This is a genomic window from Bartonella sp. AS69XJJH, from assembly GCF_042195585.1.
In the GTDB taxonomy this organism is placed as follows: Bacteria; Pseudomonadota; Alphaproteobacteria; order Rhizobiales; family Rhizobiaceae; genus Bartonella.
This window is the reverse complement of the sequence record NZ_JBHIOO010000009.1, coordinates 1-15,520: the sequence shown is the minus strand read 5'-3', so window position 1 is coordinate 15,520 and position 15,520 is coordinate 1. Positions and strand designations below refer to the sequence as shown.

Genomic DNA, 15,520 nt, shown 5'->3' with positions numbered 1-15,520 from the left:
GATCACTGACAAATAATTTTGCACTATTTTCTTTCTTAAAGCTTTTTGTAAATTATCAATGAAAATTTTTTGTAATAGAAAGTTCGTTGATAACATAACCTTTGTATGTTCATTACTTTACGCTCAAAAAAAATATAAAATAATGAAATGCAATTAAGTCATCAACTTCTTATTCTTTTCAATTTTTAATCATAAAAAAATCTTTTTATTCATCTTGTTTATAAAAAGAATTAGCTTTTTTCTGGTAAGACAATTGGAGAAATAAGGATTTTAGATATGTTTCGGCGTTCCATTTCAATCACTTTAAAGTGTAAACCATCAGTTTCAAAACTCTCTCCTTCATTTGGTAAATGACCAAACTGCCAAAGCATAAAGCCTGCCAGAGTCGTATAACGATCTGCTTCATCCACAAGGTTACGCCCAAGATAACCACTTAAACGGCGGATATCAGCATATCCCTCAACAAGAAGACTGCCATTTTCAAGTTGTTCTGCGATCATGAGTTCTTCATCATCATCAGGGAAGTCTCCTGCAATAGCTTCAAGAATATCGGTTGGTGTCGCAATTCCTTCAAAAGATCCATGCTCATCAACAATAATTGCAAGCTGAATCGAAGAATGACGTAATTGCTCCATCAATCGTAAAACACTTGTGTTTTCATGAACAACGAGGGGTTCTCGCATAGCTTTTTTCCAATTAATCTTTTTCCCCTCAGCCAAATTCAAAAGAAGATCTTTTGTCAACGCAACGCCAACAAATTCATCCACTTTTTCACGCGCAAGAATTAAGCGGCTATGTTTAACCTTTTGTAATTCTTCACGCATTTCATTTTCATCAGCATTTAAATCTAACCACTCAATCTCATTACGTGGCGACATGATAGAGCGAACAGGGCGATCAGCTAAATCGAGAACACCACGAATCATCTCTTTTTCTTCTGGTCTAAACAACTCAGAAGCTGCGGCCTGTTCAGCAATAACATCTACAGTCTCAGCAAGGTGACTATCTTTGCTTCCTCCTCCTAAGAGCCTCAAAACAGCATCAGCTGTTCTACTGCGTAGATCATTCGTTTTAATCATTTTTTCACGGTTACGACGTCCAATTTGATTAAAAGCTTCGATGAGAACAGAAAAACCAATAGCAGCATACAAATACCCTTTTGGAATATGAAAACCAAATCCTTCAACAATGAGAGTAAAACCAATCATCATCAAAAAACCAAGACAAAGGATTACAATAGTGGGATGACGATTAATAAAACGCATAAGAGCACCAGATCCGCACATCATCACTCCCATAGCAGCTATAACTGCGATATACATAACTGCTGCTTGCTCTTTTGCAATCATACCTGTTGCGGTAATAATGCTGTCTAGTGAAAAAACGGCATCCAGCACCACGACTTGGACGATTACTTGCCAAAAAACAGCATAAGCAACGCCTGTTTTTCTTTCATGAGATACCCCTTCTAACCTTTCATGTAATTCTAGCGTTCCCTTTGCTAGCAAAAAGGCTCCACCACCGATTAGAATAAAGCTATGCCAACTAAATGCAAAAGATGAAAGTGAAAGAATTACCCTATCGAGTCTCATGACCCATCCAATAACTGTAAGAAGGAAAAGCCGCATAATTAATGCTAAAGTAAGACCTATAAAGCGTGCGCGGTCACGCAAATGCAGTGGCAATTTTTCAGCTAGAATTGCAATAAAGATAAGGTTATCTATTCCTAAAACAATTTCGAGAAAAACCAGCGTGATCAAACCAAACCACGCATGGGGATCAGTGATCCATTCCATCATTCCTTACCTTTTAGAAGCTTAAAAGCGTGCGATTGACAAAAAAAATTCATAGGCTTTTATTCGTATATTGGATCATGAACATTGAATGTAAAAAAACTTATATTCAAAGAAAAAAACAGCACAATATTGCTTGAATGCAAGTGATTATTGATAAAACAAAACGATGCCCCATCCCGCCTACAACCACAAGAAGGTTCCTCTAAACTTTGCTCGGGCATTATGCTCGATAATCCTCTAACTCTAGGTTCTGTATAACAATCAGAACATTTATTTATAAAGCTTCTTATAATGGGGTTATTTTTATATAAGATCAAGTGGTGAATATCATATTTTTAACCTTACAGACAATGAGTTTATATAACAAATAACAAAATATCTGGACATCCATTCTTAGGAGCGTTATAGAAACGCTCATTCTCATCTTTTGAGAAGCTTATGGGTGATTAGCTCAGTCGGTAGAGCAGCTGACTCTTAATCAGCGGGTCGTGGGTTCGATCCCCTCATCACCCACCATTCTATTTTATACCGTAATAACTTATTGATTGCATAAATTTTTTTAAGGTACGAGCTTCTAAATAAAATTTGGCAGTAGAATTTCGCCATATGCATTTGTTTAAAAGTGAAGATTGTTGATATAGCTTAGTCATCAGTTTTTATATTTTTTAGGGGACTCAAAGAACTTCCAAAGAATATTTAAAGACCTGTTAATGTGTATTGTTTCTTTTTTTTAATCAATTGGTAAGGAGAAGTTTCTTACCGACAATTGTGTTATTTAAAGGGGTATAAAAATCAACAGATTTCACTTCTTTTAATATAAATTGACTAAAATTTTTTGAATTTTTGGCATATTGTTTGAAGACAGAAGAAACTTTACACCTGTGTTAGCAGCGTGGATATTTTTTGATAACTCTTTCACTTAAACAAAATCTCTATAATAATCATCAGTATTCCAAGAGTATAAATCAAGATAAAATAAAGTAGTTAGCTGGACATAAAAGGAATAAATTAGATTAGTTCAATTGTTTAAAGCTAATACCTGTTAAACGAAAGACAATAAGCTTTGATGAGGCTTAAAGTTTTAAAATATTAAGCTGTGCAGTTACGCTATACTGTCTTTTCGTTAGCTTAACCTATAAAAATATAAATATTAAGAAAGCCACTCGGATTCATTATAATATAATTGATTTATAACAATTAATTATTCGTTGTTTGAAAAAAAAATTACTATCATAAACTTCTTTTGTTTTAATCCCTCTTATAATGAATCAATTAAAATCATTCATTTGTGCATCATAAATGGGATTAACGTGTGGATAAAGACTATTGAAGAAAAGCATAAAAATGATTTTTATTAACGTTCTTAGGCGCTAAAAGTTATCACAGCATTGGAAAAATAGTATAATGGTGCAGTCTTGCTCTTTTATTAAGTATAAAGATGACGCTGCAACAATGGCTTTATTATTATACCATTCACGGGTGTTGTTGTGTAATGGGGAAGAGCGCTGAGAGAGGTTTCTTAAAAAAGATACGTAAATTGGCAACACGATGGTGTTTTTTCTCTTTAAGAGGCTTGATTCTATTAAAGAACGTGACAAATAAAAGCGTGACGCAATATGTATACACATTATTCCTATATTTTTGAGAAATAAAAATTTCGTAAAGTTTTTTCTTGCCTTTTTGTATGATCACTTGCGGGATTTTTTTATTAAAAGGGTCCTTTAATTATTATTTATCTATAATACTTTTTCTTTTTCAAATAATAAAATGACGTTATTTTCAAATAGAGGTCCTTAATTTTGAGCATATGTTTCTTGCAAAAATTTTTGCAATCATGTGCTTTATCCAACATAAAAATCGATTACACAATGAAATAGTATCTTTAATATTCAAGCTTATAGGAGTTCTTTTGAAAGGAAAATAGATAAATATTTCTATGTTTTTTATAAAAGGGGACCTTCAAGTTTCGATGTGAAAAAGATAAATAAATAATGATTGTATTAATTTACATATATAATTGAATTTAGCGTGATTATAATCATTTGTAGGTACACAAAAAAGAAGTCGTTGATAGCCTTTTATTTATTCAGGTGGTGTTTTGGAGGTTCTTTTCCAATATTGTTGCGCTTCAAAAATGACGACTACAAACAATGAAATGATGAACGGTATAATCAAATAAAACATTCTAAAAACAATAAGTGCTGCAATAACGTCGGTTGGATTTATGTTAGGCATGCCTGTTATGAAGAGAGCTTCAAGAACTCCTACTCCTCCTGCTGGAGCATTGGAGAGAAGAGTTATTGTAAAAGATGCCAGAAAAACACCAAGAACAGAGATAAAATGAATATCTGCATTGTGTGGGAGAACAGCATATATAATTCCTGCTGCTCCTAAAAGCTCTAGAGGGCTAATGAGAAGCTGCTGAATCACAATTTTCAGCCGCGGATAGGAAAGTTGAATTTTCTTACCCAAACGTAAGGGTTTTAACTGAAGCCAGCTGCCAAACGTATAAAGTGCTATACAGCTGAGTAAAATTGCTCCAACCGTTGTTCCTAGCCATTTAGGAAGTTCTTTATGAATGAGGGTGATAATTTCGGGTTGCAGCACCAAAACGATTCCCAAAAGTAAAATTGTGCCGATTACAAAAGTAAAAGAGCAAAAACCTACTAATATGGCGATTTCTGTTCCGTTTAATCCTTTCATTTTATAGGCACGATAGCGCACAACGGCACCAGAAAAAACTGAAGCACCGATATTGTGTGAAAGAGCGTAGGTTGTAAATGAACATATAGCGATAAAAATCCAAGAAATTTTATGGCCTAGATGTTGCAAGGCAATTCGATCATATCCAGCAAGAGCAGCATAAGCTAGGAGAGAACATAAACAGGCTAATAACCATTGCTGTGCATTTAAATCGCTCAAGCGCTCCAATACATCCCCAAATGAAATGGTAGAGAGCTTCATGTAAAGAATTCGAATAGATACCAGCATTGCTAAGATACCAATCAATGGCCATATAAATTGCTTTATTTTCACGATTCTGTATCCATTTTATGTTTTCTGTAAATCTTCATGATTGAGCATATTCCTTACAGATCTTCGTTCTGTTATATACTCTATAATGCCATTGGCAATTTCTTCATCATCTGTTACTACAACATCAGCACCTAAATCAATGAGATAAGTTGTTTCTGTGTCGGATAATGCATGTGTGATTATCTGGATATCTTTTTTCATATCACGTATATTCACAATACATTCTCCTACTTCAATGGTACTTCGCATTGTAATAACAACTTTATGTGCATTATTTATATTTGCTGCGTTCATTATTTCTTGTTGAATGATATTGCCACAAATAGCCTCAAAGCCATCTGCAATCGCTTTATCAGAGAGGCGTTTTGATTCTTCTACGATCACTATAGGTTTATCTCTATTGATTAAAGATAATGCAACACACTTACCGATACGACCATAGCCAATAATTACGATATGGTTATTTTTTAAGGTCATCGGTAAAAAATCTTGGTCTGGGTCTTGTGGATCAATATCAATAATTGTTTGGGTGTTTTGTGAAGATGCAGATTTTTTTTCTAGACGTTTTTTAATTTTATTACAGGCAATGAAAATAAGAGGATTGAGCAAAATAGAAAAAATTGCTCCTCCAAGAATTAAATCATGAGCGTCATTGTTTAAAAGTCCTAAGCTTAAACTTAAACCAGCAAGGATAAAGGAAAATTCTCCGATTTGGGCAAGGCTTGCAGCAATAGTCAAAGCTGTTGCATTAGAATAGCGAAAAGCCTTAACGATGAAAAAGGCAACAGCAGATTTTCCGATTACGATAATAAATAAGGTTGCTAAGAGAGGAAAAAAATGAGTTAAGAGTTTCTCTGGGTCAAATAACATGCCTACAGAAACAAAAAAGAGAACAGAAAAAGCATCGCGCAGTGGTAAGGATTCTTCGGCGGCACGGTGGCTTAATTCTGATTCGCTCATAACCATACCAGCAAAAAAAGCACCAAGAGAAAGAGAAACACCGAATAAATGAGCGGCTCCGAATGCTACTCCTAATGCAATAGCAAAGACGCTAAGACGAAATAATTCACGTGATCCCGATTGTGCGCTCATTTTTAAAAGCCATGGGATAACGCGTCGCCCAATGACGAGCATAAGTGCGATAAATACAATCACTTTCAGGATGGTGAGACCAAAAATACCCCAAATACTTAAATCCAACCATTGAACAAGAGGATCCAACGCTTCTTTTTTTGTATTGCTGAGTGCACTTGCTAGGGAAGGGATGAGGACAAGTATAAGGACCATTGCTAAATCCTCAATAATCAACCATCCAACGGCAATGCGTCCTTTTTCTGTTTCAATAAGATGACGCTCTTGTAAAGCGCGTAGCAGGATAACAGTACTTGCTATGGATAAAGCGAGGCCGAAGATCAAACTACCACTGAAACCCCATCCCATAAGCAAACCAAGGCACAAACCTAGAAAAGTAGAAAATGCCATTTGTGCAATAGCAGCGGGGACAGCAATAGCTTTGACAGACAAAAGGTCTTTTAATGAAAAATGGAGCCCAACACCAAACATCAGCAAAATAACACCAATTTCAGCAAGTTGATTAATAATGACGGAATCTATTTTAAATCCGCCTGTATTGGGTCCCACAATAACACCAGCTAACAAATAGCCTACAAGTGGTGAAATACGTAAACGGCTAGCAAGCATTCCTAAGAGAAATGCTAAACATAAACCTGCAACAATAGTTGTGATAAGTGGTGTGTCGTGGAGCATGGATTATTTACTATTCTTGATCAAAAAGCGAATGAATGAAAATGACTACATTTCTATGAGAAGAGAGATGTATCATACGTATTAAAGGACATTTTTATTTTACTTTGATATTTGCACGATTATTTCGCTCACGCCACCAATTTCCTAGCAGGAGTAAAATAGGAGCAGCAATAAAGATAGAGGATGATGTTGCAATAATAATCCCAAAGACCATGGGTAATGCAAAATTATGAACAGCACTTCCACCCCATATCGCCATGGGAAGCATAGCAAGAATTGTTGTAGCTGATGTAAAAAAACAACGTACAAGAACCTGATTAATTGACAGATCAATCAGTTCGCGCAACGGCATTTTTTTATAAAGACGCATATTTTCGCGCATCCTATCATAGACGACAACTTTATCATTTATAGAATATCCAACAATTGTTAAGAGCGCAGCAATAGCCGTTAAATTAAAATCAAATTGAAATAAAGCAAAAAAGCCAATCATTTTGGTGGTGTCTAGAATGAGAGTGATAATTGCTCCAATGGCAAAGAACCACTCGAAGCGTAACCATATATAGAGAGACATGGCAATAGCCGCAAGAATAACAGCAGTAAAAGCAGCAGTGGCAAGCTCGCCTGAAATTTTGGGACCAACAACTTCTATTTGATCGAATGTGGTATCGGGATAGATATTTTGTACAGCTGTTTTGACCTTATCAATGGCGATGGTTTGTTGTGCTTCGCTACCGCTTTGTTTCTGCATGCGAATTAATACGGTATTTTCGTTATCAATATTTTGCAAGGTAACTTCACCAATATTAAGAGTAGAAAGCTTGGAACGCAGAGTTGCTAGATCTGCTGGTGCTTTCGTGGTAATACTCATTTGGCTTCCACCAATGAAATCAATTCCGAAATTCAATCCAGGCTTAAAAAAGAGAAAAACTGAAGCCATTGATAAAACAATTGAGACGCCAATACCAATGAAGCGTGCTTTCATAAAGTGGAAAGTTGTGTTTTGTGGCAGGATGTTGAAAGCAGAGTGAATATGCAATTTTTTAATTTTCCATTTACAAACGATCCAAATCATGATGATGCGTACAATGGTGATATTGGTAAACATAGAGATGATAATACCAAGCAACATTGTTACGGCAAAACCACGAACGGGACCGGTACCAAACCAAAATAGTAAGGCAGTCGCTATAATTGCCGTAACATTTGCATCAACAATGGTTGCAAAAGCGTGTTTAAATCCACGATCTAGGGCTGCAAAAGCACCCACACCTTTTCGACTTTCTTCACGGATACGTTCATTGATGAGAATATTAGCATCAACGGCAATACCGATGCCTAAAATAATACCAGCAATACCAGGCAGCGTAAGCGTAGCTCCCAAAAGACTCAGTGCAGCAAATGTTAAAATCGTGTGTAGAGCTAGTGCTATATTGGCGATTAATCCCCAAATGCGGTAGAGAAGAAAAATAAAAATTGCAACAAGAATAAAGCCAATTATGCCGGTGTAAAGTCCCATTTGGATGGCATCAGCACCAAGATTTGGACCTACGGTTCTCTCTTCAATGACCGTGAGTGGTGCGGGGAGGGAACCAGCACGAAGCAGAGCAGCCAGAGTTGAGGCTTCTTTGGGGTCAAAGTTTCCTGTAATTTGACCTTGTCCATTGGGAATGACACTATTAATGGTCGGAGCGGTTAAAACCTTATTATCTAGAACAATAGCAAAAGGACGGTTAATATTTTGTCGTGTTATATCGGCAAATATTTTTGCACCAGCGGAATCTAGAGTAAATGAAATAATGGAACGTCCTGGTATTTGGGGGTCAAAACCTGCACGGGCATCTTTCAGGACATTTCCATCTAAAGCGATTTGATCATAAATTGCATAATGTTGTGTTGCATCAGTGTATCCAGGAAGAATAGAAACACCTATAGGGGGATTATTGGGATCCACATTAGAAGGAACAAGATGAAAACTCATCTTAGCGGTTGTTCCTAAAAGATCACGCAGTTGTTTTGGATCTTGTAGGCCAGGCAATTGGACCATAATACGATCATTTCCGACCTTTTGGATGGCTGGTTCTGAAACACCAACTTGATCTATACGGCGACGGATAATTTCTAAGCTTTGTTCAATAGCATTGCTTATACGGTCTTTTATACCAGCTTCCGTCAATGTGACGCGGAGAGTTTCATTTTGAGCACTGATCGTGATGTTATGTTCTGTTGTGCCAAAGCTACTGTGTATGGGGGTTATTAATGTTTTCAAAGCAGAGAGTGCTTTTTCAGTTTGCGATGGATCAGAAATAAGGGCAATAATGCTATCTTCAACGATACGCACACTTGAGGTGCGGATTTGTTTTTCACGCAATACATTGCGTACACTGCCTAAAACGATGTGTAACTGATCGCGTTTTAACGTTTTGCTATCAACCTCGAGCAGGAGAGAAGAGCCTCCTTGAAGGTCAAGACCAAGTGCTACACGGGTGTCGGGTAAGAGTTTCGAGTTTTTAACTTGTTCGTGTGAAAATAAATTGGGTAAGGCAACATAAATGCTGCTTAAAAGAATAAAACAATAAAGGGTAGTTAACCAACCAGGTGTACGCATGATATATTCCGCTAATAGGCAATCTAACAGTTATTTAAAGTTAAAAGCACAAGTAAAATAAGATGATCATTTTATAATTCAAGGAAGAGAATTAAGTGTGCTCATTGGGAGGAGCGCGTTTATTTGAGAAATATTGCGTTTTAACGCTACGAAATCGTGTACCAATAGCTGGAATCTTTATTAAAAAGAAATCCAATGTTAGGATTTTTTGAAAAGTTCTCATAAAAATAGATTCTGTATGGAGTGTTATAAGTTTTTTGTTTTCAATTGTGGTAACATCCAACTGATCACACTTATTGCGTAAATCAAATCTATTCGTTTTAATGATATTATTGGTGTGTGATTGTTTGATTAAATAAGCACGCGTTCCTAGGTTGCTCGTCAAGAATACACCTAAACTGGATAGAAAAATCCAAGTTGTCAAAGGAAGAAAATTTTCTTTTTTGCAATAGAGGTGCAAAAAACACATGCTAGAGTGCCTTCTTTAATCTTATTGAGTTCAGCTTATTTATATTATCCTTTTCTCTTATTATCAGTATTATAGGATAAGGGAAAGCTTTTATAAGATTATTCTACAAAAGTTGAAAATATCTTCTTTATACCATATTAAAGAGAGGGGGGATAAAATCCTTTTTGTGCGCATAAGGTAGATATGTATACATTTTGTAGAAAAAACATCCGCATAATTTTCCTTCTTTTGGGGATTATCTTTGTATTTCATTCTGGTGCATGGGGGAATAGGGGTGCACAAAATACAATTGTCGAACAAACAATTACTTCTTATTCAGTTGATGAAATTGTTCAACAACAACAGTTGATTATTGATACTCTTGAAGAAAATACTGAAACTTTAAAAAGAGATTTTGACAGAAAGCCAGAAAATGAGCGTGCTTTAGAAGAATTGCGGTTACGTGCACAAGATATCAGTGAACGTGCTATTGAGGCAGCATTTGTTTTGCGTCCTCCTCTTAATGAGATTAATACACTTCTTGATCAATTAACGGAGCTCCATCGTGACGTAAAAAAACTGAAAAGCTCAGTGACGGAATATTCTTACTTGATAGAGCAAAAAGCTAAAATTAACAGTATTATGCTTCGTTTTGAAGAGATTTTCTTAGCGGCAAATAGAATAGCTGAACTTTCTATTTCTCAATCTCGGGAGCTTTTTAAACGCACACTTACGTATAGGCTTGAGTTTTCTATTCCGATGGTTAAACAGCTCGCCCAAAAAACAAAAGAGGCTTCATCAGATTTTCTTTTATTGTTAGATTCTTGGTGGAATTCTATATTTCACTTCAAGTCTTTACAACTATTTCTTTGCTTTTTAATGCCACTTTTTATTACTTTGGGACTTTCGTATTTTTCTCGAAAAGTTCTTGTTCATGTGTATTGCCACTTTACCAAGTCTAATGAGGCAATATCTTATTTACAACGCTTATTGATCGCCTTTATTTCAGTTCTCTTACCTTCGCTTGTATGCACTCTTTGCGTTTATCTTGTGTTGTTTTTATTTCGTAGTTTTAACTTAGATCTAGGTAAGCTTACAATAGTTTTTGATATGATAGGTTGTCAAATTATTTTAGTATTTTTAATCAATCGCTTAGCGATTGTTCTTTTATCATCGAATATGCCCCATATGCGTCTTCTCAGTATTGCACCATCGTCTGCTTATCAATTAGTGATTTTACTCACTTCTTTAGGGGGTGTTTTGGCGTTTGACGCTGTTCTTGATAGTATTTATGAAATCATTTCAGCGCCTCTATCTTTGACAATTGCTAAAAGTTTTATTGCTGTTTTTCTTGTAGCGATATTGCTGTTTATAATATCATTTGTACCTTTGCGGTTTAGACGTAGGCGTCTTCAAGGAGAAAAAAAAGAGCCATACTTTTGGCCATTTTATATACGCATTCCTCTTATTGGCTTGGGATTACTGCTCTTTGTGTTGAATTTTTTAGGCTACGTTGGTCTTGCACGTTTTATTATGCAGCAAATTATGATTGATGGAGCATTTTTAGTTCTCATGTATTTAGGAATACGAAGCGCTCAAGCACTTGGAACTAAAGGACAATTTATGAAAACAACGGTTGGTCATCTTTTGATGCAGCGGTTTCATTTAGAAGAAAAAACGATGAATCAATTGGGAGTTTTTGTGAGCGTCTTTTTCAATTTATTTGTTGTTGTCTTTTGTGCAATGCCAATTGCTGTACAGTTTGGATTTTCCTATTCTGATTTGAAAGCAGTATTGTGGCAATTGGTTACCGGTTTTCAGATTGGAAATATTACTCTTTCTTTGATTTCTATTGTAACAGGAATTATTTCTTTTTGTATTTGCTGGTTTCTTATTCGCCGATTTATTGGTTGGTTAGATAGTGTGGTGTTGGTTCATGGAGAGTTCGATTCTGGTATCCGTAATTCTATCAAAACAGTGATAAGTTATGGCGGCGTTGTTGTGTCTGCTTTGACGGGATTGTCAATGGCAGGTTTGGATCTTAGAAATTTCGCTCTTATTGCTGGAGGACTTTCTCTTGGTATAGGTTTTGGTTTACAGAATATTGTCCAAAACTTTGTCTCTGGACTTATTATTTTAGTTGGAAGACCATTTAAAATAGGAGACTATATAGAATCTGGATCAGTCGCTGGTGTTGTTAAGCGTATTAATGTGCGTGCAACAGAACTTGAGACCATTCAGCGTAAGACGATTATTATTCCCAATTCAAGCCTTATTAATAACAACGTTAGTAATTGGACACGACGCAATAAAGTAGGACGAATTGATATACCAGTTACTGTATCATCTAAGGTTGCTCCAGAGCATGTTGCTGAAATTTTGTTGGAGATTGCTTTTGCAACAGAAGGCGTTTTAAAAAGTCCTACTCCGCAGGTGAGTTTTACAGCATTTGATCATAAGAGTTTCTCCTTTAATTTAGCTATTTATGTGCCTAATATTACTTCACCTTCTCATGTAACCAATGCTCTTCGATTTAGCTTATATAAGCGTTTTGCTGAGGAAGGAATCCTAGAATGCTAAAATATATTTATGCTTTGATTACAGTTATTCTGTTGAATCTTTTTACCATAACAGCTTTTGCTGCAACAGTGAAGAATACAGATTTAAAGATACAATCTCTCGTTGTTGTCGAAGGAAGTATACCTTCAAAAATTTCTTTAAATACTCATCAAATAATTACAATTTGTATGAAGGGATGTTTTATAACTTTTCCTAATAAAGACCGTTTTGCAATAAAGGCAGATGATAATATAGAAATCAGTAGGGGAAGAGCAATTTTTAAATAAAATAATTGAGAATTTTTGTTTGGAGAAAAAATTTAGAAGAATAATGATATTGTGCGTAATTAATAATCTCATCCTTTAGAAGATAGTAGAAAAAAGGTATGACTTTAGTATAAAATAGATATATTTTTATACTATGTGAAATTTACAGTATGTATTTTGCATGTAAGAATATTGTGGTATTTTAAATACAAAATGTTTTATACTTTCTCATTTTAAAAACATAATAGGTATTTTTATTAAATTTTTATTATTTTAAGTATTGATTATTATAATATTTTAAAATTTATTTGATAATATTAAATTTTGATGTAATGATATATTAGTATAGTGATAGATTTAAATGTAACTATAAAGGAGTACATGCGATTTTGCTGCATAAGATTTTATAAAACTTTGTTTTTCTAAATGTGATTTTTGATTATATTTAAATTTAGCAATGGGGTATAATTTTATGAATACAAAATTTATAACAGCGTCTGTTTTTTCTTTGATTTCGCCTTCTATAGTACAGGCTGCAGATGTGGTGGCTCATGAAGAGCCAGTACATGTTGCCTCAGAAGTTGTTGCTTCTTCACCTTTTTCTTGGGGAGGCATTTATTTCGGGGGGCAAGTTGGTGGCTTTTCAAGTAAAGTTTCTGCAATAACGCCTTATGTTGATATTCCTCTCTATCCTGATGAGGAGAGTAAAAGTAAATCATGGGTTCCGATCGAGAAACAGTATATGCCGGATCTTTCTGGATTTATAGGTGGTTTTTATGCGGGTGTTAATTTTGATCTCGGTAATAATTTTATTGTGGGGATTGATACGGATATGCTTTTAACGGAAAAAAAGGATACAAAAACAAGATTTCAGGCTGATGAATCGAGTGCTGGTGGAACCGGTACTGAAGGAACCGGCACTGAAGGAACCGGCACTGAAGGAACGGGTAGTGATACTGATGAACCAAGTACAGATGACAAGAGTCGAAAAAGGGCAAAGCTCGTCAGAAAACAGGATAGAGGTCTTTCTCGCTCTGTTGCAGAGGATAAAGAAGAGAAAAACAGTTTAACTTTTAATCATACGTTAAAACAAAAATGGACAGGTGCTACACGGGTGCGTGTTGGGTTTTCTGCGGGGCGTGTGATGCCTTATATTGCTGGTGGTGTTGCTTATGGACAGTTTCAAGATATTTTGTCGACAGTAATTACGGGAGGTGAGCCATTTAATAGGACATCGGATGTAACAAAAACGATGATTGGTTATACTCTCGGTGGTGGTGTTGATTTTGCAATGACAGATCATCTTGTTATGCGTGCGGAATATCGTTACTCAGATTTTGGTAAAAAGAAATTTAAAGACGAAATTGAAGTTAAGTATAAGACGAATGATTTTCGCGCAGGAATAGCTTACAAATTCTAGTGTTGTAGGATAAAAGAGCTTAAATTTAAGAGGTCCTATCTCTTTGATAGGGCCTTTATTTTTTATTAAACTGCCTTTTATATATAATCTTGGTACCAGATGAAAGTGCTCCAAGCGCAATTCAAAAGGTGATTCGAAGAGTGAGAACAGGTGATAGATTGTCTGTCTTATCTGTAAAAATCTATCTAAAGGCAAAAATGTTGACAGAGCTGGTTTATGGCTTATCAAAACTGCACCAGATCAAGGATGATGGTTTTTTAGGTTTGACCTCAATAAAAGACGACGAGAAATGGGATTAGGCTCTTGTAGCGATGTATCTTTAAAAGAAGCACGGTTCAAGGCTTCAGCTTGTCGTGATCTTTTTGTTCAATGACTTGACCCAATTTATCAAAAACAAAAAGAAAATTTGTGTCGGGCAGGGGGTAGTATTTCTTTACAAGAAATTGCTTCCAGTACTTTTGAAGCGAAAAAAATGAAGGAAAAGCAGCAAGGTGGTTAACATCCCTTGAGTTACATGTTTTTCCTAAACTTGTTGATATGTCAATCACTGAACTGACGCAAATTGATAAAAAGGATGAATTTTTCCTATTTGGAAGACAAAAAATGAAACAGCAAGTAAAGCTCTATACCGCTTGAATATAGCTATAAAACATGCGGCAGCACTTGGTATAGATGTGGATATGCAATTGGTAGCAAAAGCTTTATTAGAAAATTTTATTCAAAATACCCAAAATATTCCAGTAATGCCATGGAAAGAAATGCCTAAGTTTTTTCAATCTTAAAATGATGAGCTTGTATCAAATCTAGCTTTAAAACTTCTTATTTTGACGGGGGGTGTTCTATGCCAATCAGGCATATTCGGTCAGAAGAGATTTATGGATCAATATGGATTATTCCAAAAGAAAATATGAAGAGAATTGTTGGAGAGGTTTATGATTTTCATGCGCCGCTTACAGTTGAAGCGCTTGCTGTTATTGAAAAAGAAAAAATAGAAAAAAATGTTTTTTATTTGCTGGGAGTTCTGGAAAGCCTTTATTTGATGTAACACTTTCTAAATTTATGAAAGACAAAGGTTTTGATTATAAACTTCATGGTTTCAGATCGATTCTGCGGGACTGAATAGCAGAAACAATGTCAACACCATTTGAGATTACCAAAACTATTCTTGCGCATTCAGTTGGGAATTCAGTGACGAAGGCTTACATGCGGACGAATTTTTCAGAACAGCGCCGTGTCCTCTTGGAACAATGGGCGCTTTTTATCTCAGGAGAGGCTTGATAATATGTTTATTGTCGTGTCTGGTGTCTAAGAAACACTTAAGCGGTTAGCGGATAGATTACAATATAAGCTCTCTTTAAAAGCAGGGAGGGGATAAAGCTTTCAGTTTTTGGTTAGCTACTGTTTTAAATGCGCAAAGACATTGTTTATCGCATCCATGAGACGGGCAAAATCAAGGATTAATAAAAAAAAGAAAAATGCTATCCACTTCATCAAACGTGACATCACTTTTACACTTTTGTAGGCAATGATGATTTCTTGAAGGATTTCTTTTTCTGCTTCTGTAAGCTCTATATCGTCTTGTGTTTTTTTTCTAGCCATGTTTCCACCCACACACGCGTT

13 protein-coding genes and 1 tRNA gene are annotated in these 15,520 nt (G+C 35.5%); 8 read left to right on the top strand and 6 right to left on the bottom strand.

The window, feature by feature from the left end; all coding sequences use genetic code 11:
* Positions 1 to 230: 230 nt before the first annotated feature.
* Entirely contained in the window at positions 231 to 1,799 is a 1,569-nt protein-coding gene (locus tag ACFIK6_RS05740) for a TerC family protein (RefSeq protein ID WP_375642151.1), read from the bottom strand.
* A gap of 437 nt (positions 1,800 to 2,236) precedes the next feature.
* Between ACFIK6_RS05740 and ACFIK6_RS05735 the strand changes: the two genes are divergently transcribed.
* A tRNA-Lys gene (locus ACFIK6_RS05735) sits at positions 2,237 to 2,312 on the top strand.
* Between the two features lie 1,566 nt (positions 2,313 to 3,878).
* On the opposite strand, the gene ACFIK6_RS05730 is transcribed toward ACFIK6_RS05735, so the two are convergent.
* The 4 genes from ACFIK6_RS05730 to ACFIK6_RS05715 form a co-directional block, all read right to left on the bottom strand.
* Positions 3,879 to 4,832 (bottom strand): YbhN family protein, encoded by a 954-nt coding sequence (locus tag ACFIK6_RS05730; RefSeq protein ID WP_375642150.1) that lies wholly within the window; start codon positions 4,830 to 4,832, stop codon positions 3,879 to 3,881.
* Positions 4,833 to 4,847: 15 nt separating this feature from the next.
* Positions 4,848 to 6,599 (bottom strand): YbaL family putative K(+) efflux transporter, encoded by a 1,752-nt coding sequence (gene ybaL, locus ACFIK6_RS05725; protein ID WP_375642149.1) that lies wholly within the window; start codon positions 6,597 to 6,599, stop codon positions 4,848 to 4,850.
* Positions 6,600 to 6,693: 94 nt separating this feature from the next.
* A complete protein-coding gene (gene secD / locus ACFIK6_RS05720) occupies positions 6,694 to 9,207 on the bottom strand; it encodes a protein translocase subunit SecD (protein ID WP_375677459.1) in 2,514 nt (837 codons plus the stop codon).
* Positions 9,208 to 9,298: 91 nt separating this feature from the next.
* Positions 9,299 to 9,676, bottom strand: a complete 378-nt coding sequence (locus ACFIK6_RS05715; protein ID WP_375642147.1) for a hypothetical protein — start codon at positions 9,674 to 9,676, stop codon at positions 9,299 to 9,301.
* A gap of 183 nt (positions 9,677 to 9,859) precedes the next feature.
* Between ACFIK6_RS05715 and ACFIK6_RS05710 the strand changes: the two genes are divergently transcribed.
* From ACFIK6_RS05710 to ACFIK6_RS05680, 7 genes are all read left to right on the top strand, one after another.
* On the top strand, positions 9,860 to 12,235 hold the full coding sequence (locus ACFIK6_RS05710) for a mechanosensitive ion channel domain-containing protein (RefSeq protein ID WP_375642146.1): 2,376 nt from the start codon (positions 9,860 to 9,862) through the stop codon (positions 12,233 to 12,235).
* Positions 12,229 to 12,501 carry a hypothetical protein gene (locus ACFIK6_RS05705; RefSeq protein WP_375642145.1) on the top strand — a complete coding sequence of 91 codons (273 nt, stop codon included), beginning with the start codon at positions 12,229 to 12,231 and terminating at the stop codon, positions 12,499 to 12,501. Before ACFIK6_RS05710 ends, ACFIK6_RS05705 begins: the two co-directional genes overlap by 7 nt.
* Before the next feature lie 451 nt (positions 12,502 to 12,952).
* Positions 12,953 to 13,900, top strand: coding sequence for an outer membrane protein (locus tag ACFIK6_RS05700; protein ID WP_375642144.1), 948 nt, complete (start codon positions 12,953 to 12,955; stop codon positions 13,898 to 13,900).
* A 289-nt stretch (positions 13,901 to 14,189) separates the two neighbouring features.
* A complete protein-coding gene (locus tag ACFIK6_RS05695) occupies positions 14,190 to 14,273 on the top strand; it encodes a hypothetical protein (RefSeq protein ID WP_375642194.1) in 84 nt (27 codons plus the stop codon).
* Positions 14,274 to 14,532: 259 nt separating this feature from the next.
* Complete coding sequence (locus ACFIK6_RS05690; protein ID WP_375642143.1) at positions 14,533 to 14,682, top strand: hypothetical protein; 150 nt, start codon at positions 14,533 to 14,535, stop codon at positions 14,680 to 14,682.
* Between the two features lie 59 nt (positions 14,683 to 14,741).
* Positions 14,742 to 14,945, top strand: coding sequence for a hypothetical protein (locus ACFIK6_RS05685; RefSeq protein ID WP_375642142.1), 204 nt, complete (start codon positions 14,742 to 14,744; stop codon positions 14,943 to 14,945).
* An 86-nt stretch (positions 14,946 to 15,031) separates the two neighbouring features.
* A complete protein-coding gene (locus ACFIK6_RS05680) occupies positions 15,032 to 15,178 on the top strand; it encodes a hypothetical protein (RefSeq protein ID WP_375642141.1) in 147 nt (48 codons plus the stop codon).
* A 117-nt stretch (positions 15,179 to 15,295) separates the two neighbouring features.
* Here ACFIK6_RS05680 and ACFIK6_RS05675 read toward each other — a convergent pair whose 3' ends face one another.
* Positions 15,296 to 15,511 carry a hypothetical protein gene (locus ACFIK6_RS05675; RefSeq protein WP_375677465.1) on the bottom strand — a complete coding sequence of 72 codons (216 nt, stop codon included), beginning with the start codon at positions 15,509 to 15,511 and terminating at the stop codon, positions 15,296 to 15,298.
* Between the last annotated feature and the right edge of the window lie 9 nt (positions 15,512 to 15,520).

Excerpts from the sequence above, each read along its gene's own strand:
- ACFIK6_RS05715 (WP_375642147.1), bottom strand. The coding sequence starts at position 9,676 with ATGTGTTTTTTGCACCTCTATTGCAAAAAAGAAAATTTTCTTCCTTTG.
- ACFIK6_RS05680 (WP_375642141.1), top strand. The coding sequence starts at position 15,032 with ATGTCAACACCATTTGAGATTACCAAAACTATTCTTGCGCATTCAGTT.
- secD (WP_375677459.1), bottom strand. The coding sequence starts at position 9,207 with ATGCGTACACCTGGTTGGTTAACTACCCTTTATTGTTTTATTCTTTTA.
- ACFIK6_RS05705 (WP_375642145.1), top strand. The coding sequence starts at position 12,229 with ATGCTAAAATATATTTATGCTTTGATTACAGTTATTCTGTTGAATCTT.
- ybaL (WP_375642149.1), bottom strand. The coding sequence starts at position 6,599 with ATGCTCCACGACACACCACTTATCACAACTATTGTTGCAGGTTTATGT.
- ACFIK6_RS05710 (WP_375642146.1), top strand. The coding sequence starts at position 9,860 with ATGTATACATTTTGTAGAAAAAACATCCGCATAATTTTCCTTCTTTTG.
- ACFIK6_RS05740 (WP_375642151.1), bottom strand. The coding sequence starts at position 1,799 with ATGATGGAATGGATCACTGATCCCCATGCGTGGTTTGGTTTGATCACG.
- ACFIK6_RS05695 (WP_375642194.1), top strand. The coding sequence starts at position 14,190 with ATGGGATTAGGCTCTTGTAGCGATGTATCTTTAAAAGAAGCACGGTTC.
- ACFIK6_RS05685 (WP_375642142.1), top strand. The coding sequence starts at position 14,742 with ATGCCAATCAGGCATATTCGGTCAGAAGAGATTTATGGATCAATATGG.
- ACFIK6_RS05700 (WP_375642144.1), top strand. The coding sequence starts at position 12,953 with ATGAATACAAAATTTATAACAGCGTCTGTTTTTTCTTTGATTTCGCCT.